This window comes from Citrobacter sp. LST-B2, from assembly GCF_057983045.1.
Genome location: NZ_CP192598.1, coordinates 3,290,157 through 3,315,707, shown reverse-complemented (window position 1 = coordinate 3,315,707; position 25,551 = coordinate 3,290,157). Strand labels below are relative to the sequence as shown.

Annotated in this window: 26 protein-coding genes; 16 read left to right on the top strand and 10 right to left on the bottom strand. The window is 55.7% G+C overall.

Translation table 11 applies throughout. The annotated features are described in order from the left end of the window. Nucleotides 1-10: 10 nt before the first annotated feature. Nucleotides 11-928 carry a ribonuclease BN gene (gene rbn / locus ACQ0PY_RS16030; RefSeq protein ID WP_043000024.1) on the bottom strand — a complete coding sequence of 306 codons (918 nt, stop codon included), beginning with the start codon at nt 926-928 and terminating at the stop codon, nt 11-13. 65 nt (nt 929-993) lie between these two features. On the opposite strand from rbn, the gene ACQ0PY_RS16025 reads away from it, so the two are divergent. The 9 genes from ACQ0PY_RS16025 (at nt 994) to ACQ0PY_RS15985 (ending at nt 9,283) form a co-directional block, all read left to right on the top strand. Then, nucleotides 994-1,461 (top strand): GNAT family N-acetyltransferase, encoded by a 468-nt coding sequence (locus ACQ0PY_RS16025; RefSeq protein WP_109740427.1) that lies wholly within the window; start codon nt 994-996, stop codon nt 1,459-1,461. A 47-nt stretch (nt 1,462-1,508) separates the two neighbouring features. Further along, a complete protein-coding gene (gene elaB / locus ACQ0PY_RS16020; RefSeq protein ID WP_043000026.1) occupies nt 1,509-1,814 on the top strand; it encodes a stress response protein ElaB in 306 nt (101 codons plus the stop codon). Nucleotides 1,815-1,911: 97 nt separating this feature from the next. Next, on the top strand, nt 1,912-3,210 hold the full coding sequence (gene menF / locus ACQ0PY_RS16015) for an isochorismate synthase MenF (protein ID WP_044258518.1): 1,299 nt from the start codon (nt 1,912-1,914) through the stop codon (nt 3,208-3,210). 84 nt (nt 3,211-3,294) lie between these two features. Continuing rightward, on the top strand, nt 3,295-4,965 hold the full coding sequence (menD, locus tag ACQ0PY_RS16010) for a 2-succinyl-5-enolpyruvyl-6-hydroxy-3-cyclohexene-1-carboxylic-acid synthase (protein WP_109740426.1): 1,671 nt from the start codon (nt 3,295-3,297) through the stop codon (nt 4,963-4,965). Continuing rightward, nucleotides 4,962-5,720: a 2-succinyl-6-hydroxy-2,4-cyclohexadiene-1-carboxylate synthase gene (gene menH, locus ACQ0PY_RS16005; protein WP_043000029.1), complete on the top strand. Its 759-nt coding sequence runs from the start codon at nt 4,962-4,964 to the stop codon at nt 5,718-5,720. The genes menD and menH overlap by 4 nt, the downstream gene beginning before the upstream one ends. A gap of 14 nt (nt 5,721-5,734) precedes the next feature. Further along, nucleotides 5,735-6,592: a 1,4-dihydroxy-2-naphthoyl-CoA synthase gene (gene menB, locus ACQ0PY_RS16000; RefSeq protein ID WP_044258523.1), complete on the top strand. Its 858-nt coding sequence runs from the start codon at nt 5,735-5,737 to the stop codon at nt 6,590-6,592. Beyond that, complete coding sequence (gene menC / locus ACQ0PY_RS15995; protein ID WP_446894155.1) at nt 6,592-7,554, top strand: o-succinylbenzoate synthase; 963 nt, start codon at nt 6,592-6,594, stop codon at nt 7,552-7,554. The genes menB and menC overlap by 1 nt, the downstream gene beginning before the upstream one ends. Beyond that, nucleotides 7,551-8,921, top strand: a complete 1,371-nt coding sequence (gene menE / locus ACQ0PY_RS15990; protein WP_109740424.1) for an o-succinylbenzoate--CoA ligase — start codon at nt 7,551-7,553, stop codon at nt 8,919-8,921. The genes menC and menE overlap by 4 nt, the downstream gene beginning before the upstream one ends. Nucleotides 8,922-9,076: 155 nt before the next feature. Beyond that, nucleotides 9,077-9,283, top strand: a complete 207-nt coding sequence (locus ACQ0PY_RS15985) for a signal transduction protein PmrD (RefSeq protein ID WP_371811590.1) — start codon at nt 9,077-9,079, stop codon at nt 9,281-9,283. Nucleotides 9,284-9,286: 3 nt separating this feature from the next. On the opposite strand, the gene arnF is transcribed toward ACQ0PY_RS15985, so the two are convergent. Genes arnF through arnB form a run of 7 tightly spaced genes read right to left on the bottom strand, consistent with a single transcriptional unit; the run spans nt 9,287 to nt 16,660 of the window. Next, complete coding sequence (gene arnF / locus ACQ0PY_RS15980) at nt 9,287-9,673, bottom strand: 4-amino-4-deoxy-L-arabinose-phosphoundecaprenol flippase subunit ArnF (RefSeq protein ID WP_043000034.1); 387 nt, start codon at nt 9,671-9,673, stop codon at nt 9,287-9,289. Then, a complete protein-coding gene (gene arnE / locus ACQ0PY_RS15975) occupies nt 9,673-10,008 on the bottom strand; it encodes a 4-amino-4-deoxy-L-arabinose-phosphoundecaprenol flippase subunit ArnE (protein WP_109740423.1) in 336 nt (111 codons plus the stop codon). The genes arnF and arnE overlap by 1 nt, the downstream gene beginning before the upstream one ends. Beyond that, the gene (gene arnT, locus ACQ0PY_RS15970) at nt 10,005-11,660 is read right to left on the bottom strand and encodes a lipid IV(A) 4-amino-4-deoxy-L-arabinosyltransferase (protein WP_104446750.1); all 1,656 of its coding nucleotides are present in this window, start codon (nt 11,658-11,660) and stop codon (nt 10,005-10,007) included. The genes arnE and arnT overlap by 4 nt, the downstream gene beginning before the upstream one ends. Continuing rightward, nucleotides 11,657-12,559: a 4-deoxy-4-formamido-L-arabinose-phosphoundecaprenol deformylase gene (arnD, locus tag ACQ0PY_RS15965; RefSeq protein ID WP_109740422.1), complete on the bottom strand. Its 903-nt coding sequence runs from the start codon at nt 12,557-12,559 to the stop codon at nt 11,657-11,659. Before arnD ends, arnT begins: the two co-directional genes overlap by 4 nt. After that, a complete protein-coding gene (gene arnA, locus ACQ0PY_RS15960; RefSeq protein ID WP_104446748.1) occupies nt 12,556-14,538 on the bottom strand; it encodes a bifunctional UDP-4-amino-4-deoxy-L-arabinose formyltransferase/UDP-glucuronic acid oxidase ArnA in 1,983 nt (660 codons plus the stop codon). Before arnA ends, arnD begins: the two co-directional genes overlap by 4 nt. Next, nucleotides 14,538-15,518, bottom strand: coding sequence for an undecaprenyl-phosphate 4-deoxy-4-formamido-L-arabinose transferase (arnC, locus tag ACQ0PY_RS15955; protein WP_104446747.1), 981 nt, complete (start codon nt 15,516-15,518; stop codon nt 14,538-14,540). The genes arnA and arnC overlap by 1 nt, the downstream gene beginning before the upstream one ends. A 2-nt stretch (nt 15,519-15,520) precedes the next feature. Beyond that, nucleotides 15,521-16,660, bottom strand: a complete 1,140-nt coding sequence (gene arnB / locus ACQ0PY_RS15950; protein ID WP_043000040.1) for a UDP-4-amino-4-deoxy-L-arabinose aminotransferase — start codon at nt 16,658-16,660, stop codon at nt 15,521-15,523. Nucleotides 16,661-16,940: 280 nt separating this feature from the next. On the opposite strand from arnB, the gene ACQ0PY_RS15945 reads away from it, so the two are divergent. Then, a complete protein-coding gene (locus tag ACQ0PY_RS15945) occupies nt 16,941-17,546 on the top strand; it encodes a histidine phosphatase family protein (RefSeq protein WP_043000041.1) in 606 nt (201 codons plus the stop codon). A 48-nt stretch (nt 17,547-17,594) separates the two neighbouring features. Here the strand turns inward: ACQ0PY_RS15945 and nudI are convergent, their stop codons facing one another. Continuing rightward, nucleotides 17,595-18,020: a nucleoside triphosphatase NudI gene (gene nudI, locus ACQ0PY_RS15940; protein WP_044258544.1), complete on the bottom strand. Its 426-nt coding sequence runs from the start codon at nt 18,018-18,020 to the stop codon at nt 17,595-17,597. A gap of 311 nt (nt 18,021-18,331) precedes the next feature. Between nudI and ACQ0PY_RS15935 the strand changes: the two genes are divergently transcribed. The 6 genes from ACQ0PY_RS15935 (at nt 18,332) to yfaU (ending at nt 24,575) form a co-directional block, all read left to right on the top strand. Then, complete coding sequence (locus ACQ0PY_RS15935; RefSeq protein ID WP_043000043.1) at nt 18,332-18,874, top strand: YfaZ family outer membrane protein; 543 nt, start codon at nt 18,332-18,334, stop codon at nt 18,872-18,874. A 114-nt stretch (nt 18,875-18,988) separates the two neighbouring features. Further along, nucleotides 18,989-20,185, top strand: coding sequence for a nicotinamide mononucleotide deamidase-related protein YfaY (locus ACQ0PY_RS15930; RefSeq protein WP_109740421.1), 1,197 nt, complete (start codon nt 18,989-18,991; stop codon nt 20,183-20,185). Nucleotides 20,186-20,397: 212 nt separating this feature from the next. Then, a complete protein-coding gene (locus tag ACQ0PY_RS15925; RefSeq protein ID WP_043000045.1) occupies nt 20,398-21,180 on the top strand; it encodes an IclR family transcriptional regulator in 783 nt (260 codons plus the stop codon). Nucleotides 21,181-21,194: 14 nt separating this feature from the next. After that, entirely contained in the window at nt 21,195-22,400 is a 1,206-nt protein-coding gene (gene rhmD, locus ACQ0PY_RS15920; protein WP_109740644.1) for an L-rhamnonate dehydratase, read from the top strand. Nucleotides 22,401-22,456: 56 nt separating this feature from the next. Further along, the gene (locus tag ACQ0PY_RS15915; RefSeq protein WP_044258550.1) at nt 22,457-23,746 is read left to right on the top strand and encodes an MFS transporter; all 1,290 of its coding nucleotides are present in this window, start codon (nt 22,457-22,459) and stop codon (nt 23,744-23,746) included. A gap of 25 nt (nt 23,747-23,771) precedes the next feature. Next, nucleotides 23,772-24,575, top strand: coding sequence for a 2-keto-3-deoxy-L-rhamnonate aldolase (yfaU, locus tag ACQ0PY_RS15910; protein ID WP_109740420.1), 804 nt, complete (start codon nt 23,772-23,774; stop codon nt 24,573-24,575). Nucleotides 24,576-24,620: 45 nt separating this feature from the next. Here yfaU and ACQ0PY_RS15905 read toward each other — a convergent pair whose 3' ends face one another. Then, nucleotides 24,621-25,547: an Rpn family recombination-promoting nuclease/putative transposase gene (locus tag ACQ0PY_RS15905; protein ID WP_109740419.1), complete on the bottom strand. Its 927-nt coding sequence runs from the start codon at nt 25,545-25,547 to the stop codon at nt 24,621-24,623. Between the last annotated feature and the right edge of the window lie 4 nt (nt 25,548-25,551).

Here is a 25,551-nt window from a genome sequence, read left to right as displayed (position 1 = left end):
AAATGGAGCCCTAAACCGTGAAAATGGCGAAATCGTCGGCAAGTTCAGTGGAAGGGAAGATAGCCTGACACTCTGCCAGCAGTCGCTGGCAACCTGCGGCGTCATAGCGCGAACTGACGTGCGTTATGATGAGCTTTCCGACTGCAGCCTCCCGTGCCAGCAGTGCCGCCTGGCGGGTGGAACTGTGTCCACGGCTGTTGGCCTTTTCTTCCATTGACGTATCCAGCGTGGTTTCGTGAATCATCACGTCGACCCCTTTCGCCAGATCAAGCGCGGATGCGCAGGGCGCGGTATCGCCAAAAATCGCGACCGTTTTACCGGGCGTCGCTGGGGCAAGAAAATCGGCCCCGCGTATCACGCTGCCGTCTTCCAGGGTGACCGTTTTGCCTGCTTTCAGATCCTGAAACCAGGGACCGGCCTTCACCCCAGCGGCTTTCAGCGCTTTGGCGTTGAGCGCGCCGGGTTTATCATGCTCCTCAACGCGGTAACCGTAACATTCCAGCGGGTGTTCAAGCGGGTAAGCCGTTACTTTTCGCAGCCCGTCATCAAGAATTTCCCCGGCGGTGATTTCGACGATTTCCAGCGGATAGTCAGTCCATGAGCCGCTCAGACGCAGCGCGGTTTCAGTAAACTCACGCAGCCCCTTCGGCCCGTAAAGCGTTAGCGGCTGAGCATTGCCCGCCATCGAACGACTGCACAGTAAACCCGGCAAACCGAACAGATGATCGCCGTGCAGATGGCTGATGAAAATCCGTTCAATTTTGCCGGGATGATATGCCGTGCTCAACATCTGATGTTGCGTACCTTCACCACAGTCAAACAGCCATAGCGCGGGCTGCGTCGGGTGTTGATGATGTAGCAAAATGGCTGTCACGTTGCGCGTACGCGTGGGCACGCCAGCTGAGGTACCCAGAAAGAGAAATTCCATTATTTCATTACACTTTTGAAAAATAATCTGGCTAGTATAAATCGTTTACGGAAAAGGAGCGCACGATGATTACCTGGCAAGACCTGCATCATTCGGAATTAACCGTCCCACAGCTCTATGCGCTGTTAAAACTGCGCTGTGCGGTGTTTGTTGTGGAGCAGAACTGTCCCTATCTCGACGTAGACGGTGACGATCTGGTGGGTGAGAACCGCCATATCCTGGGCTGGCATGACGGCGAGCTGGTGGCGTATGCGAGGATTCTGAAAAGCACTGAAGATCTGGAGCCCGTCGTGATTGGACGGGTGATCGTCAGTGAAGCGTTACGCGGTGAAAAGCTGGGCCAAAATTTGATGGCGCAGACGCTGGCGTCTTGTCAGCGACACTGGCCGGAGAAGTCGCTGTATCTGGGCGCACAGGCGCATTTGCAGGCATTCTATGCACGATTTGGTTTTGCTCCGGTCACCGAAGTCTATGAGGAAGATGGCATCCCACATGTGGGGATGGCGCGCGAAGCGATTCGGGCGGGATCCTGAGTCGTTGTCTATAGTTAGGGGCAGGTTTACTAACATGGAGAACGAGAATGTCTTATCAATTTGGTGATTCGCGTATTGATGACGACCTGACGTTGCTGAGTGAAACGCTGGAAGAGGTGCTGCGTTCCTCAGGGGATCCCGCCGATCAGAAATACATTGAGCTGAAAGCGCGGGCTGAAAAGGCGCTGGATGAGGTCAAAAATCGCGTAAGTCAGGCTTCAGATAGCTATTATTATCGTGCCAGACAGGCCGTTTATCGTGCAGATGATTATGTGCACGAAAAACCCTGGCAGGGGATTGGCGTTGGCGCGGCGGTCGGACTGGTGCTCGGCTTACTGTTGGCACGACGCTAATCTGCAAGCGAGATCGCATTGACTCCCTAAACTGGGGTACTGCTTTTTTTGTGCAGTACCCCGTATAATGTGAGGTTTTTAACAGGGAGAGGTCCGCGTGCATTCACTCACTACTGCGCTGGAAGGTCTGACGCGTCTTTTGTCGCAGGCAATCCCGGCGGCACCAGGCATTCGGGTTCTCGATGTTCCTTTTCCCCTTAATGACGCTTTCGATGCGTTAAGCTGGCTGGCAAGTCAGTCCATTTATCCGCAATTTTACTGGCAGCAGCGCAACGGTGATGAAGAGGCCGCCGTGCTGGGCGTCGTTGCGCCATTTTCTTCTCTCGATGAGGCACAATGCTTTCTTCGCCAACATCCGCAGCAAACCGACCTGCGTATCTGGGGACTGAATGCGTTTGATCCAGAGCAGGGTAACCTGGTGTTACCGCGTCTTGAGTGGCGGCGCTGTGCGGGCGTGGCTGTGCTGCGTCTGCATTTGTGGAGTGATGTTTCTCTGCGCGAGGATGCTGACCGGGCGCTGACCTTTCTCGCCTCGCTGGCGAGTGTAAAACCGCTGCCGACATTACGTCTGAGCAAAACCGCTGAACAGCACTGGCCCGAAAAAGCAGGCTGGATCACCCTGATTGAGCAGGCCACGCAGACGATTGCCGAAGGTGAACTGGATAAAGTGGTGCTGGCGCGCGCCAGCGATCTGCACTTTTCTCGCCCGGTGAATGCCGCTGCTGTGATGGCTTCAAGTCGCCGTTTGAACCTGAACTGCTACCATTTTTATATGGCTTTTTCTGCGCAGAGTGCGTTCCTGGGTTCGTCTCCGGAACGTCTCTGGCGACGTCGCGATACCGCGCTCCGTACCGAGGCGCTCGCCGGGACGGTAGCGAATCACCCGGATGATTATAAGGCCTGGCAACTGGGCGAATGGCTGATGAAGGACGACAAAAATCAGCGCGAAAATATGCTGGTGGTCGAGGATATCTGTCAGCGCCTGCAGGACTACACGCATACACTGGACGTTTTGCCGCCGCAGGTGCTGCGGTTGCGAAAAGTGCAGCATTTGCGACGCTGCATCTGGACGGCGCTGAATCAGGCGGATGACACGCTCTGTTTACTGCAGTTGCAGCCCACGGCAGCCGTGGCCGGGATCCCACGCGAACGGGCACGGGCATTTATTCAGCAGCGTGAACCTTTTGCGCGGGAATGGTACGCCGGGTCGGCGGGCTATCTGTCATTACAGCAAAGCGAATTTTGTGTTTCGCTGCGGTCGGCGAAAATCAGCGGTAACGTGGTTCGGCTGTATGCCGGTGCGGGTATTGTTCGTGGGTCAGACCCTGAGCAGGAGTGGCAGGAAATCGATAATAAAGCCGCTGGTCTGCGATCTTTGTTACAGATGGATGGATAATGAGTTACATATTCCCGACTCATATCAATAATCCCTTTTTTCCGTTCTTTATACTGAGTCGCAATATTGATACCGGACAATCTCATGTCAGTAAGCGCATTTAACCGACGCTGGGCGGCGGTCATTCTGGAAGCATTAACTCGCCATGGCGTCAGGCATGTTTGCATTGCCCCTGGCTCTCGTTCCACGCCGCTCACTCTGGCGGCGGCGGAAAATTCGGCTTTTATTCACCACACGCATTTTGATGAGCGTGGTCTTGGTCATCTGGCGCTGGGACTGGCGAAGGTGAGTAAACAGCCTGTTGCCGTGATCGTGACCTCCGGTACGGCGGTCGCTAACCTCTATCCGGCGCTGATTGAAGCGGGGCTGACCGGTGAAAAACTGATCCTTCTGACGGCCGATCGTCCTCCTGAACTGATTGACTGCGGCGCGAATCAGGCGATTCGTCAGGCGGGCATGTTTGCGTCACACCCGTCACAAACGCTTTCGCTTCCGCGCCCGACGCAGGACATTCCGGCCCGTTGGCTGGTGTCGACTATCGATAATGCGCTGGCCTCGCTGCATGCCGGCGCGGTCCATATCAACTGTCCGTTTGCCGAGCCGTTATATGGCGAGATGGACGAAACCGGTCTGGCCTGGCAACAGCGTCTCGGTGACTGGTGGCAGGATGACAAACCCTGGCTGCGCGAAGCGCGTCGGCTGGAGAGCGACAAACAGCGCGACTGGTTCTTCTGGCGGCAAAAACGCGGCGTTGTTGTTGCCGGGCGAATGGGTGCAGAAGAGGGCAAGAAAGTTGCGCAATGGGCGCAGACGTTGGGCTGGCCGCTGATTGGCGATGTGCTGTCGCAAACCGGACAGCCGCTTCCCTGTGCCGACCTCTGGCTCGGCAATCCGAAGGCGGTGACGGAACTGCAGCAGGCACAGATTGTAGTGCAGCTGGGCAGCAGTCTGACCGGAAAACGTTTACTGCAATGGCAGGCAAACTGTGAGCCGGAGGAGTACTGGATTGTCGATAATATCGAAGGGCGGCTGGATCCGGCGCATCATCGCGGTCGTCGTCTGGTGGCAAAAATCGGCGACTGGCTGGAACTGCATCCTGCGGAAAAACGGCAACCGTGGTGTGTAGACATTCCGTGTCTGGCGGAGCAGGCCTGGCAGGCCGTGGCGGCGCGGCGTGATACTTTTGGCGAGGCGCAACTGGCGCATCGCATTCGCGACTATCTGCCCGAGCAGGGGCAGCTTTTTGTCGGCAACAGCCTGGTGGTGCGCCTGATTGACGCGCTGTCGCAGCTTCCGGCAGGTTACCCGGTATACAGCAATCGCGGCGCAAGTGGTATTGATGGTCTGTTATCGACCGCTGCGGGCGTGCAGCGCGCCAGCGCGAAATCGACGCTGGCGATCGTGGGCGATTTATCGGCGTTGTACGATCTCAATGCGTTAGCCCTGTTACGGCAGGTCTCCGCGCCGTTCGTACTGATAGTGGTGAACAATAACGGCGGGCAGATTTTCTCGCTGCTGCCCACGCCGCAGAGCGAACGTGAACGCTTTTACCTGATGCCGCAAAATGTTCATTTTGAACACGCGGCTGCAATGTTTAACCTCAAGTATCATCGTCCGGAAAGCTGGGATGAACTGGAGGCGGCGCTGGCTGGCGCGTGGCGTATGCCTGCGACCACGGTGATTGAACTGGTGGTCAACGACACCGACGGCGCGCAGACGCTACAACAGCTGCTGGCGCAGGTGAGCCAATTATGATCCTGCACGCGCAGGCAAAAGCCGCGCAGTCAGACTCACCCTGGCTGGTTTTCCTGCACGGTTTTTCCGGCGATAGCCAGGAATGGCAACCGATCGGCGAGCGGCTTTCCGGCTTTTCACGCTTGTACATCGATCTGCCTGGTCACGGTGGATCGGCGGAGATCCGCGTCAGCGGATTTACCGATGTGATCAGCTTGCTGCGTAATACTCTCCTTAGTTACAACATACTGAAATACTGGCTGGTGGGATATTCCCTCGGCGGCAGAGTGGCGATGATCGCGGCCTGTCAGGAAATGCCGGGGCTTTGCGGCCTGGTGGTTGAAGGCGGGCATCCGGGACTGCAAAGCGACGCCGAACGCGACACGCGCCGGGATTCTGACCATCACTGGGCGGAACGTTTTCGCCATGACGCGCTGACTGAGGTGTTTACTGACTGGTATCAGCAGCCGGTTTTTGCTTCGCTGAACGCGCGGCAACGAGAAGCGCTGGTCGCGCTGCGTAGTCAGAATAACGGCGAAACGCTGGCGGCAATGCTGGAAGCCACTTCGCTGGCGGTCCAGCCTGATTTACGCGCTGCGCTCACCGCGCGCGCCTTTCCGTTTTATTATTTATGTGGTGAACGTGACAGCAAATTCTGCGCCCTGGCGACGGAATTAGCGGCGACCCGCCATGTGATTCGTAACGCCGGACACAATGCGCACCGGGAAAATCCCGCAGGCGTGGTGGACTGTCTGGCTCAGATTCTGCGTCTCTGACTAAAGGACACACTATGATCTATCCTGATGAAACAATGCTTTACGCACCGGTAGAATGGCACGATTGCTCCGAAGGCTACACCGATATTCGCTATGAGAAATCGACCGACGGTATCGCAAAAATCACCATTAATCGTCCACAGGTGCGCAACGCATTCCGTCCTCTGACCGTCAAAGAGATGATTCAGGCGATGGCTGATGCCCGTTACGACGATAACGTGGGCGTGATTATTCTGACTGGCGCAGGCGATAAAGCCTTTTGTGCCGGCGGCGACCAGAAGGTTCGCGGCGACTACGGCGGCTATCAGGATGACTCCGGCGTGCATCACCTGAACGTGCTGGATTTCCAGCGCCAGATCCGTACCTGTCCGAAGCCGGTCGTGGCGATGGTGGCGGGTTATTCCATTGGCGGTGGTCACGTGCTGCATATGATGTGCGACCTGACGATTGCGGCGGAAAATGCCATCTTCGGGCAGACCGGCCCGAAAGTCGGCTCCTTTGACGGCGGCTGGGGGGCGTCTTACATGGCGCGGATCGTGGGGCAGAAGAAAGCGCGTGAAATCTGGTTCCTGTGCCGTCAGTACGATGCCAAACAGGCGCTGGATATGGGGCTGGTGAACACCGTTGTCCCATTGGCTGAACTCGAAAAAGAAACCGTGCGCTGGTGTCGTGAAATGCTGCAAAACAGCCCGATGGCGCTGCGTTGCCTGAAAGCGGCGCTGAACGCCGACTGTGATGGTCAGGCCGGTTTGCAGGAGCTGGCGGGTAACGCCACCATGCTGTTCTACATGACGGAAGAAGGTCAGGAAGGCCGTAACGCCTTCAACCAGAAACGTCAGCCTGATTTCAGCAAATTCAAACGGAATCCGTAATGCGTAGCGCGCAGGTATACCGCTGGCAGATCCCCATGGACGCGGGGGTGGTTCTGCGCGACAGGCGGTTAAAAACGCGTGACGGGCTGTATGTTCGCCTGCACGACGGCGAGCGTCAGGGATGGGGAGAGCTCTCCCCACTGCCGGGATTCAGTCAGGAAACCCAGGAAGAGGCGCAGGTTGCGCTGCTGGCCTGGGTTGACGGCTGGCTGCAGGGAGAAGATGCATTGCCTGACATGCCTTCTGTGGCCTTTGGCGTCAGTTGTGCGCTGGCGGAAATAGCCGGAACGCTGCCTGAAGCCGCAGACTATCGGGCGGCGCCGCTGTGTACCGGAGACCCGGACGATCTGGTGCTGCAACTGGCGGATATGCCCGGCGAAAAAGTCGCGAAGGTGAAGGTCGGACTGTACGAAGCGGTTCGCGACGGCATGGTGGTCAACCTGCTGCTGGAGGCGATCCCGGAATTGCGGCTGCGGCTGGATGCCAACCGCGCCTGGACGCCGTTGAAGGCGCAGCAGTTCGCGAAGTACGTGAACCCGGACTACCGTAACCGCATCGCCTTCCTCGAAGAACCGTGCAAAACGCGCGACGACTCGCGAGCCTTTGCCCGTGAAACCGGGATTGCTATCGCCTGGGACGAAAGCCTGCGTGAGGCGGATTTTGTCTTTGAAGCAGAAGAGGGCGTACGTGCAGTGGTGATCAAACCGACGCTGACCGGGTCGCTGGAAAAAGTGCGTGAGCAGGTACAGGCCGCGCATACACTGGGGCTGACGGCGGTGATCAGTTCATCCATCGAGTCGAGCCTGGGTCTGACCCAACTGGCGCGCATTGCCGCGTGGCTGACGCCAGACACCATTCCGGGACTGGATACGCTGAGCCTGATGCAGGCGCAGCAGATTCGTCGCTGGCCGGGAAGTCCATTACCACTGATTGACGAATCAGCCCTGGAACGCCTGCGATGACCTTTCCTGACTGGCCGTGGCGATACTGGCGGCAGGTTCAGGGAGACGCGCCAGCCATACGCCTGAATGATGAGGTGCTAAGCTGGCGCACGCTCTGTACGCGTATTGATGCCCTGGCGAGCGGTTTTGCCGCACAGGGGGTTACCGAAGGCTGCGGCGTTATGCTGCGCGCCTGGAATCATCCGCAGACACTGCTGGCATGGCTGGCGCTGTTGCAGTGCGGTGCACGGATCCTGCCGGTCAACCCGCAGCTTCCTCACGCCTTACTGGCAACATTGCTGCCCGATCTCACGCTGCAGTTTGCGCTGGACCTGGAGGGAGAAAACCGCTTTCCCTTTCTGATCCCGCTGAACTGCCTGAACGCGAACGGGCAGCATGCCGTCGACTGGCAGCCGCAGCGTCTGTGTTCCATGACGCTGACCTCCGGTTCGACCGGTCTACCGAAAGCGGCAGTTCATACCTGTCAGGCGCATATTGCCAGTGCTGACGGTGTGCTGTCGCTGATGCCGCTGGCAACAGAGGACGACTGGCTGCTCTCTCTGCCGTTGTTTCATGTCTCCGGACAGGGGATTCTGTGGCGCTGGTTAGTGGCCGGGGCGCGGATGACGGTACGGGAAAAACAGCCGCTGGAACAGATGCTGGCCGGATGCACCCATGCTTCGCTGGTGCCAACGCAACTCTGGCGACTGCTGGTGAACCAGACGCCGGTGGCGCTGAAAGCCGTTTTGCTGGGTGGCGCGGCGATTCCGGTGGCGTTAACCGAGCAGGCGCACGCGCAGGGCATTCGCTGCTGGTGCGGATACGGCCTGACGGAATTTGCCTCAACGGTATGTGCAAAAGAGGCGGACGGTCTGGCTGATGTCGGTATGCCTTTACCGGGACGAGAAGTCAGAATCGTAAATGATGAAGTCTGGCTGCGGGCGGCCAGTATGGCGGAAGGCTACTGGCGAGACGGTAAACTGGTTTCGCTGGTTAACGATGAAGGCTGGTTTGCCACACGCGATCGCGGCGTGCTGAATGACGGAAAACTGACCATCGCCGGACGTCTGGATAATCTCTTTTTTAGCGGCGGAGAGGGGATACAACCCGAAGAGGTGGAACGGGTCATTGTTACGCATCCTCACGTGCTGCAGGCGTTTATCGTGCCGATCGAGGACGCCGAATTTGGTCATCGACCGGTGGCGGTGGTGGAATGTGACGCAGACGTCGCAGAGACAGAACTTAACGAATGGGTGAAAGACAAACTGGCACGTTTCCAGCAGCCGGTACATTGGCTTTCTCTGCCTGCCGAACTGAAAAATGGGGGGATCAAGATATCCCGGCGTGCCGTCGTTGATTGGGTGAATGAAACATTAGGAAAACATTAATTTCACTTCGCAGTTTTACCAATTGATGCCCATTGCCACTTTGTTTATCTGCTACTGTGTAACGTAATGTAAAAGTTCCCGATACGTAAAGGTACGCAATGGAGTGGCAGGTGAAGAAGTCGTGCTATGACAAAAGGTCAGGGAAGCATGCATTAGTGTTAAGTGATGCCGGCGGTTCACTGAAAATGATCGCTGAAGTCCAGTCTGACATTGTGGTGAATGCCGGTGATATCCTTTCCCCGCAGAAGGATGCGCTGTATTCCGTCAACCGTGACAGCGGGCGGACGGTGAAGATTCTGGATGCCAGAAATTATACCTGCGACGAGTGGGAGCGCCTGAAGACGTTGTTGGGGAACAAATAAACGTCAGCGCGTTTTCCGCGGTGCGGGCAGAAAAATGAACATCAGTCCGGCCATGATACACAGTACACCCAGCAGTGCTTTCAGAGAAAACGTGCCCTGCCAGCCGGGTAAGATTATCGACGCCACCCACACCAGCACATAACTCAGGCTGAGCAGCGCGTAAGCCTTGCTCAGCGCGAGGTGATGCAGCGCGTTATGCCAGCAGAAAACCGACAGCAGATAGCCCACTAAACTGGTGAATAGCACGAGCGTACCGGTATGGAGGGAGAACAGCACCGGGATAAACGTCTGCCACTGTGTCATCGGCGGCAGGTTTGCCATCGCAAAGCTCAGGCCCAGTTGCGCGACGGATGTGATGATCACGCTGCACAGTCCCCAGAGTAATCCCATTACGCCGCACTCCCCAGAATAAAAATACCGCTGATGATCAAGACGATGCCCAGCCAGTGACGAAGCGCCACCGGTTCACGCCAGATTTTCCATGCCAGCAATGTGACCCAGACAAAGTTGAGACTGAGCATCGGGTAAGCGATACCCACGGGAATGTTCTGCAATACCAACAACCACAGGATCATCGCCAGGCCAAGGCAGGCGAGCGCCAGCCCCAGCCACAGGGCAACATGGCGTCTTCGCGCGCGGGTCGGCACGCGGAGCGTTGCCTGTTTCTGGCATAATTGCCCCGCAACGCTGAGCAGGCTGGCGAGTACTAATACCAGCCAGATCATTTGGGACGATACTGAATCAGCACCAGACGCCCCTGATTATCGATACTGTCAGCAGGGGGAATGGCAAGGCGGTTGATGTCTTCATCCTTCGCGATAGTGAGCACGAGCGTAATGATCCCCTCCTGGCGGTGCTGGCTGAGCCAGTCCGCAAAATCGCCGTAGCGAATGAACCGGCCTTTAGCATCGGGATAGTTAAGGCCATATTTCAACTCGCCGGTTTGCCCGTACATTAAAATGTCGTCGCGTTTCAGGCTCCAGGCCAGCCCGGCGGCGACGCCTACGCTGTCGGTAAGAATGTAGCGGCTTGGCGCCAGGTTTTCCCGGGTCATCTCGACAAAAAACTGTGGCTGTTTGGATTCCATGACCCGATCGGGCACGGAAAAACCAAACAACAGCGCCAGCGCCACGGGACACAGCGCGGCATAAATCCAGCTCTTTTCGGTGTTAGTCAGCGTATACCAGCCGAAAAAAGTCCACAGAGCAAACATCCCCAGCGTGCAGAAAACCTTATACACCTCAATGTGCATCCAGACCGGCGATTTCAGCGGTCCCCACGGCGAGACAACCAGCGTAGCGATAATCCCGATGACGCCGAACAGAATATTGATCCAGCCGTTGATGCGCAGCGCGGCAAAGCCCTTTTCCGCTGCGTTCAATCCGTATCTCGCCATCAGTATGGCGAGCGGGGCGAAACAGGACAGAATATAGGTCGGTAATTTGCCTTTCGCGATGCTGAAAAACACCAGCGGCATTACGATCCAACCGAGCAGATAGAATGCGCTGCGCGATTCATCTCGCGTCTGCCAGCCGGTCTTTAAGGCTCCGGGAAGCAGCGCAAGCCACGGCAGGCTTCCGGCGATCAGCACCGGCAGATAGTACCAAAACGGCGCTTTGTGCTGGGCGTCATCCATCGCGAAACGCTGGATGTGTTCGACCCAGAAAAAGTAGTGCCAGAAATCGGGTTCACGTTGGGCGATTGCCAGTCCCCACGGCAGAATGACGACGACACAACTGATGACCGCTAATCCGCCAAAGAGGAACAGATCTTTCCAGCGTTTCTGCGCGGCGACCCACGGCAGAACGCTGAGCACCGGTACCGCAAGCGCCAGAAAACCCTTGGTCATTACGCCCATCCCGCAGGTGACGCCCAGCAGCAGGAACCCTGCACTTTTCCCTTGCCAGGTGGTGGCCTGCATCGCCTGCCAGAAGCAGCACAGTCCCGCCATTAGCCAGAGCGCAATCAGCGGATCGAGCACTGCATAGGTGCCAATCCCGTAGACAATAAACAACGACAGGAAGATGATGGCCGACAGCAGGGCGGTACGCGTATCGCGCCATAGGCGCATGGCAAGCCATGCCACCAGCACGGCGGTGACCAGCGTCGCAAAAATGGCGCCCGCACGAACGCCGAAATTGTTCGTACCAAACAATCCCTGCCCGATGCTGTTGATCCAGTACCCGGCAATGGGTTTTTCAAAGTAACGGACGCCAAGAAAATGAGGAACAAGCCAGTCGCCGGAGGCCAGCATTTCACGACTGATCTCGGCATAGCGCGTTTCATCAGGTTGCCACAACAGACGCAGGTTGATGGGGATGATGTACCAGAACGCGATTAGCGCGGCCAGTATCTGATAATAACGGGTGTTTTTCATCGTATGACACTCATTGCTTGCTGGCAGCCTAACCATCCTTCTCTTCCCGCGATGTAACCGCGAATAATCTCTCCCGGCGGCAAGGTGTTGCGATCCTCAGGCAGGAGATCGCCAAGTGGGCAGAAGGTGATGCCCGCATCGGCCGCACGCTGGAGCAGTTCCTCAAACTGGCTGTGCCAGGCACCGCCTTCGACTTCGGCATGAATGGTATACACCGGCGTACCGGTATCCCGCTGTATTCGGGAGAGGATCCAGTCGTTGAAATCCTCTGCCTGAACCTCACGACCCACCGCTTCATCCCACGTGGGCAACGTGACCGGAATTTGTGGCGTAGCGAACGCATCAGCCCCGAGAACCGGACGGAACGGCGCCCAGCCGCGGCAGTCGCTGTTGTATCGCAGAGGAAATGCCTCTTTGGCGAGCACCACACGCTGGTCAGCGCGCCAGCCCGCGACGGCTGAACAGGTCACGGGCTGGCCGGTGATCGCCTCCAGGGCGGTGATTCCGTGTGAAATATCGGCGATCAGTTGCTGTTCGCTCCACTGAGGACTCCGGGACTGCCAGGCGTGGTGATCCCAGGCGTGCAGACCCGTTTCATGCTGGCGTGCCGCTTCACGGATAATCTCGGCGTTTGCGCGACCGATTTCTTTTCCCGGCCAGGCGGTACCGGCCAGCAAAATATCCCAGCCGTAAAGAGACGCGGCGTTTGAGCGCAGCATTTTCCACAGAAACTGCGGTTTAATCAGGCGCCAGAGATGGCGCCCCATGTTGTCAGGCCCAACGCTAAAGAAAAAACTTGCCCGAATGTGGTATCGGCTCAATGACGCTAACAGGCGCGGCACGCCTTCGCGGGTGCCGCGGAAGGTATCGACATCAATACGCAAGCCGACTTTTGTCATGATGAATGTTCCGTGAGATCTACACTGCGCAGGAAGAAATCCAGCGTCTCGTCAACCGTTTCGCGCATATCGATGGTAGGCTCCCAGTCCAGGCAACGTTTTGCATTACGGATGTTGGGCTTACGGTGCTCCACATCCTGATAGCCTTTGCCATAATAGCTGCTGCTTTCAACCACCCGTAACCCGGCAAACGGTGGAAAATGATGGCGCAGTGGATGTTTGTCGAAACTCTCCAGCAGCATTTCCGCCAGTTCCTTGATGCTGGCTTCGTTTTCTGGGTTGCCGATGTTGATGATTTCACCGTCGCAGCGACCCCCCGCATTTTCAATGATCCGGTACAGCGCTTCGATGCCGTCGCGGATATCCGTAAAGCAGCGTTTCTGTTTTCCGCCTTCGATAAGCTTAATCGGCGAGCCTTCCACCAGGTTAAGGATCAACTGTGTGATGGCGCGTGAGCTGCCAATTCGCGCAGAATTCAGGCTGTCGAGTCGCGGCCCCATCCAGTTGAAGGGGCGAAAGAGGGTAAAGCGGAGCCCGTCTTTTTCGCCATAGGCCCAAATGACACGGTCGAGAAGCTGTTTGGACACCGAGTAAATCCAGCGGGGTTTATTGACCGGCCCGACAATCAGATTCGAGCTGTCTTCATCAAACACTTTGTCGGTACACATCCCGTACACTTCAGAAGTCGAGGGGAAAATGATCCGCTTACGGTATTTCACGCAGTAGCGAATGATTTTCAGGTTTTCTTCAAAATCCAGTTCAAAGACGCGCAGTGGGTTGCGGGTATATTCAATTGGCGTGGCAATGGCCACCAGCGGCAGCACCACGTCGCATTTCTTAACGTGATATTCGATCCATTCAGAGTGAATGCTGATGTCGCCTTCCACAAAATGAAAACGCGGGTGGTTGAGGAAGCGGCCAATCGCATCGCTGCCGATATCCAGACCATAGATTTCGTAGTGGTCTTCGCGCAGCAGGCGTTCGGTAAGATGGTTGCCAATAAAACCATTCACGCCGAGGATCAGCACGCGGGTACGGCGCTTGCTGGCAGCCAGCGATGGGCTGTTTAGACGGGAGCCTGCAACCAGGCCGAGTACCTGCGCTAACTGTTCACCCTGCATGGTGATGCCGTTACCCGCCTGTCCGGTCATTACCTCCAGTGCGCCTTCGGAACAGGCGATCAGCAGGGGCGCGACGGAAATCACGGTACCCGGTTGCGCGGTCTGGGGCTGTGAGTGGATGCGGGATGACCAGATGGTGAATTTTTGCGTGCCGGAATAGCTGAACGCGCCCGGCCAGGGGGCCGCGACCGCCCGCACCATGTTATGCAGCGTCGTTGCCGGTCGGTTCCACGTCAGGAAACTGTCTTCAGGCGTGCGACGACCAAAGTACGTTGCGTCGCTCTCGTTTTGCAAAACGTCACGCGTCTCTCTGCGTTTGATAGCGGGTAGTGCCTGTTCCAGCACCTGTCGGGCGGTCTGGCAAAGCTTATGATGTAGCGTAAGGGCCGTATCGTCAGGCGAAATAGCGACACGCTGTTGCCCGATAATGGCGCCTGCATCGGCGCGGTTGACCATGCGATGCAGCGTCACGCCGGTTTCGCTTTCGCCATTCACCAACACCCAGTTCAACGGGGCGCGACCGCGATACTTTGGCAGGAGTGAACCGTGCAGGTTGAATGCACCAGCCGGAGCCTGTTCCAGAATTGCATCGCTGAGCAGATGACGGTAATAGAAAGAGAAAATAACGTCAGGAGCGAGTTGGCTGATACGCTCAGCCCAGATTGGATGGTTCACGTCATCCGGGGCGTAGACCGGGATCCCCGCCTCAGCGGCCAGGCGAGAAACGGAGCCAAAAAACGTGTTTTCTCCTGGATTATCCGCATGTGTAAAAATGGCGGCAATGTCATAGCCGGCGTCGAGCACGGCCTGAACGCCCAGACAGCCCATATCGTGATACGCGAAGACAACGGCTTTCATTATTGATTTTCCTTTGTAGAGAGCGGGCTTTCCGGACGAATAACTTGCTGGACGAAATAGCGGGGGCGGGCGCGAACATCGTTGTAAATTCGACCGATATATTCACCGAGTAATCCCATGCCGATGAACTGCGCGCCGATAAAGGTAAACAGAACGGCAAACAGCATGAATACCCCTTCAGCCGCCCATTGTGGCCCCAGCGTCAGGCGGAGAATGACGAGGAGTATCGACAGAGTAAATCCGGTAACGGCAATGACGCTGCCGAGCAGGCTCAACATGCGCAAAGGCGTCGTCGTCAGGCAGGTCACCAGGTCGTACATCAGGTTAATCAGCCGCATAAAGCTGTATTTGGAATCACCAAATTCACGTTCCGCGTGATGAACGGGGATCTCCGTGGCGCGCCGGGCAAAAATATTCGCCAGAATCGGGATAAATGTGCTGCGCTCATGACAATGCAACATGGCATCGATAATGTGCCGGCGATAGGCGCGAAGCATGCAGCCGTAGTCGCCCATGGCTTTGCCCGTGGTGCGCTGAATCAGATGGTTGATCATCTTCGAGGCGGTTTTACGGAACAGACTGTCCTGACGATTCTGGCGTACGGTGCCAACGACGTCATACCCTTCATCGGCTTTTGCCACCAGACGCGGGATCTCTTCCGGCGGGTTTTGCAGATCGGCATCGAGCGTAATGATCAGGTCGCCAGTAACGTGACTGAATCCCGCCATGATGGCGGAATGCTGCCCGTAGTTGCGATTGAGTAAAATCGAAACGATGTGGCTGCCTTCAGCTTCTGATGCGTCGATCAACAACCGGGCAGAATGGTCGCTGCTACCGTCATCAATCAACAGGATTTCATAGTCTTTTCCCAGACTCTCGCAGGCCGCAGTGGTTCGCCTGAACAGTTCCGGCAGGCTTTCCTGTTCGTTATAGACAGGGATCACCACCGACACTTTCGTAATCGGAAGAGCTTCAAACATGGTTATTTACCTGCAATCTGGCGAAGTGCGGTGATGACACGAGCGGTATCCGCCGGAGTCATATCAGGAAACAGCGGTAGCGAGCAGATACGTGCGCTGTTCCATTCGGTATGGGGGAGCGACAGGGTGTTAAAGCGCTCGCGGTAATATTTCTGCGTGTGCGCCGCGCGAAAATGCAAACCGGTCCCGATTCCCTGGGCTTTGAGCGCCTCCATCAGCGCGTCACGACTGATGCCACAGCGCTCTTCGTCGGTACGAATAATAAACAGATGCCATGCATGGACGTGGGGCCATGACGGCAGGCTCAGCGGTTGAAACGGCAGATCGGCCAGCGCTTGTTGGTACGCGTGGGCGATAGTTGCCCGGCGACGGTTTAGTGTCTCTAGTTTGTCTAACTGAACCAGCGCCATCGCTGCGTTAATATCGGTTAGATTGTATTTGTAACCTGGTGTCAGTACCTCGGCCTGAGGCGCGCGACCCCAGGTCTGGCGATCGTAGGCATCCACGCCGAGTCCGTGGAATTTCAGGGCGCGTAACTGCCGGGCGAGTGGCTCATCATCGGTGACGATCAGTCCTCCCTCTGCGCAGGTGACATTCTTGATGGCGTGAAAGGAGAAAATCGCGGTACCTCGTGCGCCGACGTGACGACCCTGATAATAAGTCCCGACCGCGTGGGCGGCATCTTCGATAACCGCAATGCCGTGACGTTCCGCAAGGGCGTAAATGGCATCCAGATCGGCCGGTGCGCCGGCGTAATGGACGGGAATAATGGCTTTCGTGCGCGGCGTTATGGCGGCTTCAATGTGCTCAGCGGTGACCATCAGCGTGTCGCGGTCGACATCCACCAACACTGGGGTGGCGCCCAATAGCACAATCATGTTCAGGGTGGAAACCCAGGTCATTGACGGGGTGATGACTTCATCACCGGCACCGATTCCCAGCGCCATGAGGGCGATATGCATACCTGCCGTGGCGGAGCTGACAGCAATAGCGTGGTGGTTTCCCGTCAGCTGGCAGAAGGCCTCTTCCAGTTGCTGATTTTTCGGGCCGGTCGTAATCCATCCGGAATCAAGAACCGCTTTGATTGCGGCAAGTTCTTCCGTACCTATCGCCGGGCGAGAGAAAGGCAGAAAATCAGACATTATATTTCCTTTAGCCATTTGGATACTGCGATCCTCTTATTTATTAAGTCATAAACAGGAGGCTAAATGAGGATTATCCAGTTAAAGCCAAATAATAGTGGCTGAATATTAATTTAACCTTAAGAACTTAACGTTAAGAAAATATATCCGTTTTTCTCTATATTGCATTTGCATTGGCCAGGGTTTTCAGGCATTTTGCCCACTTAAATGATCATGCCTTTGATTAAGCAGTACGCCGTAAAGTGATATTTCTGTTCGCCGGTAACGGGTGGAGTTTATTGTGTTTATCGTGTCCCAGTATTTCATTAAATCCAAAAAATATACGGTTATCCTGTTATCAGCGCTGGTGATAATGGTAGGGCTGGGCAGTCATTTCGCCTGGAGTAGTAACGGATTGCCGCGAATCGATTCCCGTACCCTGGCGGTACTGGCAAAACAGCATCCGGTGGTGGTGTTGTTTCGTCATGCCGAGCGCTGCGACAGATCAGACAATCTCTGCCTGTCGGATAAAACCGGCATTACCGAGCATGGCGCGAAGCAAGCCCGTGCGTTGGGCGCCGCGTTTGGTAAAGAGATAAAAGACTACGATTTGTATGCCAGCGATACGGTACGCACCATTCAGTCAGCGACCTGGTTTTCTGCGGATAAAAAACTGACGGTAGATAAAGGCATGCATGCCTGTGGGCGGGGGACTTATCAGGCCATTGAGCGTTTAGCCAATAAGTCGGAAAATAAAGATGTGGTAATTTTTACCCACAATCATTGTTTGACATATCTGGCAAAAAATATGCGGGGTGTAAAATTGACCCCGGATTATCTGGACGGCCTGGTGATGCATGTCGATAAGGGAAAATTATTCCTTGATGGCAAACTGGTATCACTCTAACCCCTATTATGAATAAAAAATGACAGCCGTAATGGCTGTCATCAAATATTACAATAACCCTTTCAGTGTTAAGGTTTTCACCGTCGCAACGTTCAGATCGTATTTCGCTAAATCTTCCGGCTTGACCCAGGCAAACGCCTGAAACTCGTCATTGATATGTACCTCACGATTGGCAGCGATGCAGTCGAAAATCAGGTAAATCATATAAATCTCTTCCTGACGGCCATCGGGGTAGGTTTTGGTACGGATATCATCGCTGAAGGTCCAGGGTTTGATATCAGTCAGAACCAACTCAGTACCCAGTTCTTCGTGAATCTCACGGCGCAGGGCCTCTTCAATGCGTTCCCCTGGTTCAACGCCACCACCAGACAGTGCCCATTGGCCCGGGAAAACGCCCCGGTCGTCGGCCATCTGGCACAGGAGATAACTTCCAGCATTCTGTATTAAGGGGCAAACAATAGTCCTTTGACGCACGGTAATGTTCCTTGAAGCAGAGGGAGTGTTAGCAGGGAAAAGTTTATCCCCTGGCAACAGGGGAGAAAATGTTTATTTTCTATTCATATGAGAAATGTACTTTGATGGATTGCTATGAATAAAAAATAGTATCCTGGCGCTTTTCCGGACGGTAAAGAGGGTTAACGGGACTCTTCTTGCCTCTGAACAGTATTATTTAGTTACAAAATGCTGCACGATCGCTTTTTTAGCTCATTGATTCCTTTAGCGCTGGCAGTACAATCCTGCGGCTTTGGGGAACTTTACGTATTTTCTTGCTGGAAAGGGTAAAAATGAAAAAAAGCGTATTATTTGGCATAGCGGGAATGCTGTTCGTTTCCGCCTCTGCGAGTGCAATGAGCATCAGCGGACAGGCGGGTAAGGAATATACCAACGTTGGCGTCGGCTTTGGCACCGAGTCCACGGGACTGGCGCTGAGCGGTAACTGGATGCATAGCGATGACGACGGTGACGTCGCGGGTCTGGGGCTGGGGCTAAATCTACCGCTCGGCCCGCTGATGGCGACGGTGGGCGGCAAAGGGGTCTATACCAACCCGAACGACAGTGATGAAGGCTATGCTGCTGCGGTTGGCGGTGGATTACAGTGGCCAATAGGCGACAGTTTCCGCCTGTTCGGCGAGTACTACTACTCACCGGACTCGTTATCCAGCGGCATCCAGAGCTATGAAGAGGCGAATGCCGGCGCGCGTCTGACGATCATGCGTCCGCTCAGCATCGAAGCGGGTTATCGCTACCTCAACCTGGCGGGTAAAGACGGCAATCGTGATAACGCCATTGCGGACGGCCCGTATGTTGGGGTCAATGCCAGCTTCTAATTTTGGTGGCGCGGTCTTCTGCCGCGCCACTTTTGTTACCTTCCTGATATTTCTCTACCACGCCACTTCCCCCTTTGCGTTATAGTGTTTTCATCATAAAAGCAGGAGAACACGATGTTAAACGTGGAGATGTTATCCACCGGGGATGAAGTGTTGCACGGGCAAATCGTCGACACGAATGCAGCCTGGCTGGCCGATTTTTTCTTTAATCAGGGATTGCCCTTAACCCGTCGTAATACGGTGGGCGATAACCTCGATTGCCTGGTCGCCATTCTGCGCGAGCGGAGTCAGCATGCTGACGTACTGATCGTCAACGGTGGACTGGGGCCGACCAGTGATGATCTCAGCGCGCTTGCTGCGGCGACGGCGAAAGGAGAAGGGCTGGTTCTGCACGAAGCCTGGCTTGCCGAGATGGAACGATTCTTCCGCGAGCGCGGCAGAGTGATGGCGCCCAGCAACCGCAAACAGGCGGAACTGCCCGCCAGCGCTGAATTCATCAATAATCCTGTCGGCACCGCCTGTGGTTTCGCGGTACAGCTTAATCGCTGTCTGATGTTCTTTACGCCGGGTGTACCGTCAGAATTTAAGGTGATGGTAGAACATGAGATCCTGCCGCGTCTGCGCGAGCGCTTCTCTCTCACTGAACCGCCGCTGTGTCTGCGTCTGACCACCTTTGGTCGTTCGGAAAGCGATCTGGCGCAAAGCCTCGACTCGCTTTCATTACCAGAAGGGGTGACGCTGGGTTACCGTTCTTCGATGCCGATTATCGAACTGAAATTAACCGGACCGTATGCCCAGCGCGAAGCGATGCGCAGTCTGTGGCATGAGGTCAAACGCGTTGCTGGCCAAAGCCTGATTTTTGAAGGTACCGAGGGACTTCCGTTGCAAATCGCCCGCGAGTTGCAGAAAAGGCAGCTCAGCCTGACGCTGAGCGAGCAGTTCACCGGCGGGTTGGTGGCACTGCAGCTCTCCCGCGTGGGCGCGCCGCTGCTGGCCAGTGAAGTGGTGCCTTCGCAGGAAGAGACGCTGGCGCAGACTGCGCACTGGACGACAGAACGGCGCGATAACCACTACGCCGGACTGGCGCTGGCGATCTCCGGGCTGGAAAACGATCACCTGAATTTTGCGCTGGCGACCCCCGACGGGACGTTTGCCCTGCGCGTGCATTTCAGCGTGACCCGTCACAGTCTGCTGGTCCGTCAGGAGGTCTGTGCGATGATGGCGCTAAACATGTTACGTCGCTGGTTCAACAAGCAGGATATTGCCAGCGAACACGGCTGGATTGAGGTGGTTGAATCCCTGACGCTGTAGTCTTTACCTCGCCCGAAGGCATTGCGCTTTTCGGGCTGATTCTTTTTTTGTCCAACCCATTGTACTCCCCACGAAAAAATCCGTGCGCCACCTCACATTCCTGCACGTAATTTCTCCATTCTGCTGGAAGAAAGGCGCGACATGACGCGCTTCACAAATTTACCTGGCGCGACCGATCACACTGATTCCAGTATCTCAGACTGGAGTCCAGTATGTTGGAATCAAGCAAAGTCCCGGCGCTCACCCGCGCCATCGATATTCTCAATCTGATTGCGCGGATTGGCCCCTGTAGCGCCGCCACGATTATCGAAACGCTGGGTATTCCCAAAAGCACGGCGTACCTGCTGTTGAGTGAACTGAAGCGTCAGCGGTTTATCAGTGTCGATCACCAGGAGAACTTTTGTCTGTGGACCAAACTGGTAGAACTCTCCGGCCATGCGCTCAGCAAAATGGATCTGCGTGAACTGGCGCGACCACGCCTGACGCAACTGATGGATGAAACGGGGCTGCTCTGCCATTTGGGGATCATTGACCATGAAAGCGCGTATTACATCCTGAAGGTGGAATCGTCTTCGACCATCAGCGTGCGCTCCCATGAAGGGAAAAGCCTTTCGTTGTATCGCTCTGGTATTGGTAAGTGCCTGTTGGCCTGGCAGCCCGCCGCCGTGCGTAACGCCATTATTGAACAGCTGGTGTGGGAGCAGGCGACCCCCACCACGATCACCCAACCTCAGCAACTTAGCGATGAACTGGAACGCATCCGTCAGCGCGGCTGGAGCTTCGACAACGGAGAGGATTATCCGGATGTACGCTGTGTTGCTGCCCCTGTATTTAATGCCAATAACGAACCCGCCGCCGCCATTTCGGTGGTTGGCACTCGCTTAGAAATTAACGAAGAGAATCGTGATTATCTTGCCGGCAAAGCCATTGCCTGCGCGAAGGATATTTCACGTCTGTTGGGATGGAAAAGTCCCTTCGATTCACTCGCATCATAATAATGGAGAACATCATGACCCTACCCAAAATTAAACATGTCCGCGCCTGGTTTACCGGTGGCGCTACCGCAGAAAAAGGCGCTGGCGGCGGTGATTATCATGACCAGGGGGCGAATCACTGGATTGACGATCATATCGCCACGCCGATGAGCAAATATTGTGAATACGAACAGTCACGCCAGTCCTTTGGGATTAACGTGCTGGGTACGTTGATTGTCGAAGTTGAAGCCGAAAACGGACAGACGGGATTTGCGGTCTCTACGGCAGGGGAGATGGGGTGCTTTATTGTTGAAAAACACCTCAATCGCTTTATCGAAGGAAAATGCGTCAGCGATATCAAACTCATTCACGATCAGATGCTCGGTGCGACCATGTATTACTCAGGCTCTGGCGGTCTGGTGATGAACACCATCTCCTGCGTTGATTTGGCGCTGTGGGATCTTTTTGGCAAGGTGGTCGGCCTGCCGGTCTACAAACTGCTGGGCGGCGCGGTGCGCGATGAAATTCAGTTTTACGCCACGGGTGCTCGTCCGGATCTGGCAAAAGAGATGGGCTTCATTGGCGGCAAAATGCCGACGCACTGGGGACCACACGACGGCGATGCGGGGATCCGCAAAGATGCCGCGATGGTGGCGGAGATGCGTGAGAAGTGCGGCCCGGATTTCTGGCTGATGCTGGACTGCTGGATGAGTCAGGACGTGAATTACGCCACGAAGCTGGCTCACGCCTGCGCGCCATCTAACCTGAAGTGGATCGAAGAGTGTTTACCGCCACAGCAGTATGAAGGCTATCGCGAACTGAAACGCAATGCGCCGGCAGGCATGATGGTCACCAGCGGTGAACACCACGGCACGCTGCAGTCCTTCCGTACGCTGGCGGAAACCGGCATCGATATCATGCAGCCGGATGTCGGCTGGTGCGGCGGCCTGACCACGCTGGTCGAGATTGCTGCGATTGCGAAATCGCGCGGACAACTGGTGGTGCCGCACGGCTCGTCGGTCTACTCACATCATGCGGTGATTACCTTCACCAACACGCCGTTCAGTGAGTTCCTGATGACCAGCCCGGACTGCTCAACCATGCGTCCGCAGTTTGACCCGATTCTGCTTGATGAACCGGTACCGGTACAGGGCCGCATTCAGAAGTCCGTGCTGGATAAACCAGGATTCGGCGTGGAGCTTAACCGCGACTGCAATCTGAAACGGCCTTATAGCCACTAATGACCTGTGCGTTGCCGCAGCGTCGGCAACGCCCTCATCTCTTTGAGGATCTTGCTATGAGTACCACTCTTCTTGACGGCGTGGTGAAGAAAAACCGCGCACGTTTAATCCCATTTATGCTGGCACTGTATGTACTGGCGTTTCTGGACCGTTCGAACATTGGCTTTGCCAAAGAGACCTATCAGATTGATACCGGGCTGAGCAACGAAGCCTATGCGCTTGGCGCGGGGATTTTCTTTGTGGTCTACGCCTTTCTTGGCGTGCCCGCTAACCTGTTGATGCGCAAGCTGGGGGCCCGAACCTGGATTGGCACCACCACGCTGTTGTGGGGATTCCTCTCCGCCGCGATGGCGTGGGCTGATACCGAGGCGAAATTCCTGATTATCCGTACCCTGCTGGGAGCGGCGGAAGCCGGTTTCTTCCCCGGCATGATCTATCTTACCTCGCAATGGTTCCCGCAGCGTAACCGCGCCAGCATTATGGGGCTGTTTTATATGGGGGCGCCGCTGGCGTTGACGCTGGGATCGCCGCTGTCCGGCGCGCTGCTGGAGATGCACGGTTTCATGGGGCATCCTGGCTGGTTCTGGATGTTCGTTATCGAAGGTTTGCTGGCAGTTGGTGCCGGGGTCTTCACCTTCTTCTGGCTGGATGATACCCCGCAGCAGGCCCGTTTCCTCAGCGCAGAAGAGAAAGCGGCGCTCATAAGCCAACTGGCGAGTGAAGAAGAGAAGAAGACCACGTCAAAACTGACGGATGCCCTGCGTAACGGACGCGTCTGGCAACTGGCGATTATCTATCTGACGATTCAGGTGGCGGTGTACGGACTGATTTTCTTCCTGCCGACTCAGGTTGCTGCACTGCTGGGCACCAAAGTCGGCTTCACGGCATCGGTGGTGACTGCCATTCCATGGGTTGCCGCACTGTTCGGGACCTGGCTGATCCCTCGCTACTCAGACCGTACGGGTGAACGTCGTAATGTCGCTGCGCTGACGCTGCTGGCGGCGGGGATTGGCATCGGCGTATCCGGGCTGGCGTCTCCGGTGGTGGCGATTCTGGCGCTTTGCGTAGCGGCTGTCGGTTTTATCGCCGTACAACCGGTGTTCTGGACCATGCCGACGCAATTACTTTCCGGCACCGCGCTGGCGGCGGGGATCGGCTTCGTGAACCTGTTTGGCGCGGTGGGCGGGTTTATTGCGCCAATCCTGCGCGTGAAGGCGGAAACGATGTTTGCCAGCGATGCCGCAGGACTGTTGACGCTGGCGGGCGTCGCCATCATCGGCTCATTGATTATTTTCACCCTGAGCGTAAATCGTCCCGCGTCGCAACCGGGTGCTGCGCATCAATAAGTTTATCCATGTTGTAAGGATCATTATGAACGCATTGTTAGCAAACCCTTTTAAGGACGCACTCCGCAAAGGGGAAGTACAAATCGGACTGTGGCTGAGTTCGACCACCTCTTATATGGCGGAAATTGCCGCGACGTCGGGTTATGACTGGCTGCTGATCGACGGCGAACACGCGCCGAACACGATGCAGGATCTCTATCATCAGTTGCAGGCGATAGCCCCTTACGCCAGCCAGCCGGTGATTCGTCCGGTAGAAGGCGCTAAGGCATTGATCAAGCAGGTACTGGATATCGGCGCGCAGACGCTGTTGATACCGATGGTCGATAGTGCAGAACAGGCGCGGCAGGTGGTTGCTGCAACCCGTTACCCGCCGGTGGGGGAGCGCGGCGTCGGCGCCAGCGTGGCGCGGGCAGCGCGCTGGGGACGCATTGAAAACTATATGGCGCAGGCCAATGAGTCACTCTGTCTGCTGGTGCAGGTTGAAAGTAAAGCCGCGCTGGATAATCTGGATGCGATCCTCGATGTAGACGGGATTGACGGCGTGTTTATTGGTCCCGCTGATCTTTCGGCTTCGTTGGGGTATCCGGACAACAGCGGGCACCCGGAGGTGCAGAGGATTATCAAAGAGAGCATCCAGCGCATTCTTGCGGCCGGAAAAGCGGCGGGTTTTCTCGCCGTCGATCCGCTCATGGCGCAGAAATGTCTGGAATGGGGGGCAAACTTTGTCGCCGTGGGCGTTGATACTATGTTGTATACCGACGCGCTGGATCAGCGGCTGGCAATGTTTAAGCCCGGTCAGACGATGCCGAAACTGAAAAGCAGTTACTAAATCCATAGCCCGGCGGCGCTGCACCGCCGGGCCATCTGTCAGACTTTACGGACTGTTTGCCATGATATCGTCGAGTGACAGTCCGGTTATCATCAACACCTTGTCGCGTTCGATCCCGCTCTTCAGCATCATCCGCGCGATACGTAATGCCTCCTTCCTGGTGCCTTTTTGTAATCCTTCCTGTCGTCCCTTCTGTAGCCCCGTGTCGTGGCCTTCCTGCCGAAGCCTTTCTGCAATCGTCATCAATTTCTCCTTGTGATGGGGAACTCGCTCAGCGACGTTACGGATAAAGTCACTGAAGCGGGACACATCGCCGTACTGCACCAGATAATTAAACAGTGTATGCAACTGGCTGTCATTAGCAGTACCTGTAATTAACAGCGTGACCAGTCGGTCAACCAGCCCCATCAAATCACGATCGCGGATATGTTTTTGCATCAGTTCCAGCAGAGCTATGCGCTTATGCTGCATGATTTCGTCGTCAGTAATCACCGTGATATCGACCAGTGGAAAGGCTTCTGTGTAGAGTTGCCGCGCCAGCTGTGGGTCGTTAAATTCGTCCAGCCAGTTCAGTGAGAAAGGGTATGGGCTTTGTTCGCCATGATAAAACAGCATCGGGATCACCAGCGGCAGGGTTTTATTTCCGTTATCAAGGTGGTGTTGCATCGCGGCAGTGGCATAGCGCATCAAACGAAAGGCCATGTGCGGCACGGCGGTACTCTGATGTTCGATAACGCAGTAAATGTAACCCTCACCCTCGTGTGTTTTCAGCGACCACAAAACATCGGAATAGTAGGTTCTCAGGTCGTCTTCAATGAAGGTGGTGGATTCCAGTTTGAGCGTGGTTAACTCGCAAAGTTTGCATAATGACTCAGGAAGATGAATCTTAAGAAAATCCTGCGCAATTTCAGGATGGGTCATCATCTTTTTAAACACGGCATCGTGCGGTGTTGACGTCGTTGATTTCGCCATGGTT

Coding starts and splice junctions, on each gene's coding strand:
- arnF (WP_043000034.1), bottom strand. CDS start 9,673: ATGGGATTACTCTGGGGACTGTGCAGCGTGATCATCACATCCGTCGCG.
- arnC (WP_104446747.1), bottom strand. CDS start 15,518: ATGTTTGAAGCTCTTCCGATTACGAAAGTGTCGGTGGTGATCCCTGTC.
- arnA (WP_104446748.1), bottom strand. CDS start 14,538: ATGAAAGCCGTTGTCTTCGCGTATCACGATATGGGCTGTCTGGGCGTT.
- ACQ0PY_RS15905 (WP_109740419.1), bottom strand. CDS start 25,547: ATGGCGAAATCAACGACGTCAACACCGCACGATGCCGTGTTTAAAAAG.
- ACQ0PY_RS15935 (WP_043000043.1), top strand. CDS start 18,332: ATGAAAAAAAGCGTATTATTTGGCATAGCGGGAATGCTGTTCGTTTCC.
- arnB (WP_043000040.1), bottom strand. CDS start 16,660: ATGTCTGATTTTCTGCCTTTCTCTCGCCCGGCGATAGGTACGGAAGAA.
- ACQ0PY_RS15915 (WP_044258550.1), top strand. CDS start 22,457: ATGAGTACCACTCTTCTTGACGGCGTGGTGAAGAAAAACCGCGCACGT.
- arnE (WP_109740423.1), bottom strand. CDS start 10,008: ATGATCTGGCTGGTATTAGTACTCGCCAGCCTGCTCAGCGTTGCGGGG.
- arnD (WP_109740422.1), bottom strand. CDS start 12,559: ATGACAAAAGTCGGCTTGCGTATTGATGTCGATACCTTCCGCGGCACC.
- ACQ0PY_RS15925 (WP_043000045.1), top strand. CDS start 20,398: ATGTTGGAATCAAGCAAAGTCCCGGCGCTCACCCGCGCCATCGATATT.
- menB (WP_044258523.1), top strand. CDS start 5,735: ATGATCTATCCTGATGAAACAATGCTTTACGCACCGGTAGAATGGCAC.
- arnT (WP_104446750.1), bottom strand. CDS start 11,660: ATGAAAAACACCCGTTATTATCAGATACTGGCCGCGCTAATCGCGTTC.
- rhmD (WP_109740644.1), top strand. CDS start 21,195: ATGACCCTACCCAAAATTAAACATGTCCGCGCCTGGTTTACCGGTGGC.
- menD (WP_109740426.1), top strand. CDS start 3,295: ATGTCAGTAAGCGCATTTAACCGACGCTGGGCGGCGGTCATTCTGGAA.
- rbn (WP_043000024.1), bottom strand. CDS start 928: ATGGAATTTCTCTTTCTGGGTACCTCAGCTGGCGTGCCCACGCGTACG.
- ACQ0PY_RS15930 (WP_109740421.1), top strand. CDS start 18,989: ATGTTAAACGTGGAGATGTTATCCACCGGGGATGAAGTGTTGCACGGG.
- ACQ0PY_RS16025 (WP_109740427.1), top strand. CDS start 994: ATGATTACCTGGCAAGACCTGCATCATTCGGAATTAACCGTCCCACAG.
- menC (WP_446894155.1), top strand. CDS start 6,592: ATGCGTAGCGCGCAGGTATACCGCTGGCAGATCCCCATGGACGCGGGG.
- menE (WP_109740424.1), top strand. CDS start 7,551: ATGACCTTTCCTGACTGGCCGTGGCGATACTGGCGGCAGGTTCAGGGA.
- yfaU (WP_109740420.1), top strand. CDS start 23,772: ATGAACGCATTGTTAGCAAACCCTTTTAAGGACGCACTCCGCAAAGGG.
- elaB (WP_043000026.1), top strand. CDS start 1,509: ATGTCTTATCAATTTGGTGATTCGCGTATTGATGACGACCTGACGTTG.
- menH (WP_043000029.1), top strand. CDS start 4,962: ATGATCCTGCACGCGCAGGCAAAAGCCGCGCAGTCAGACTCACCCTGG.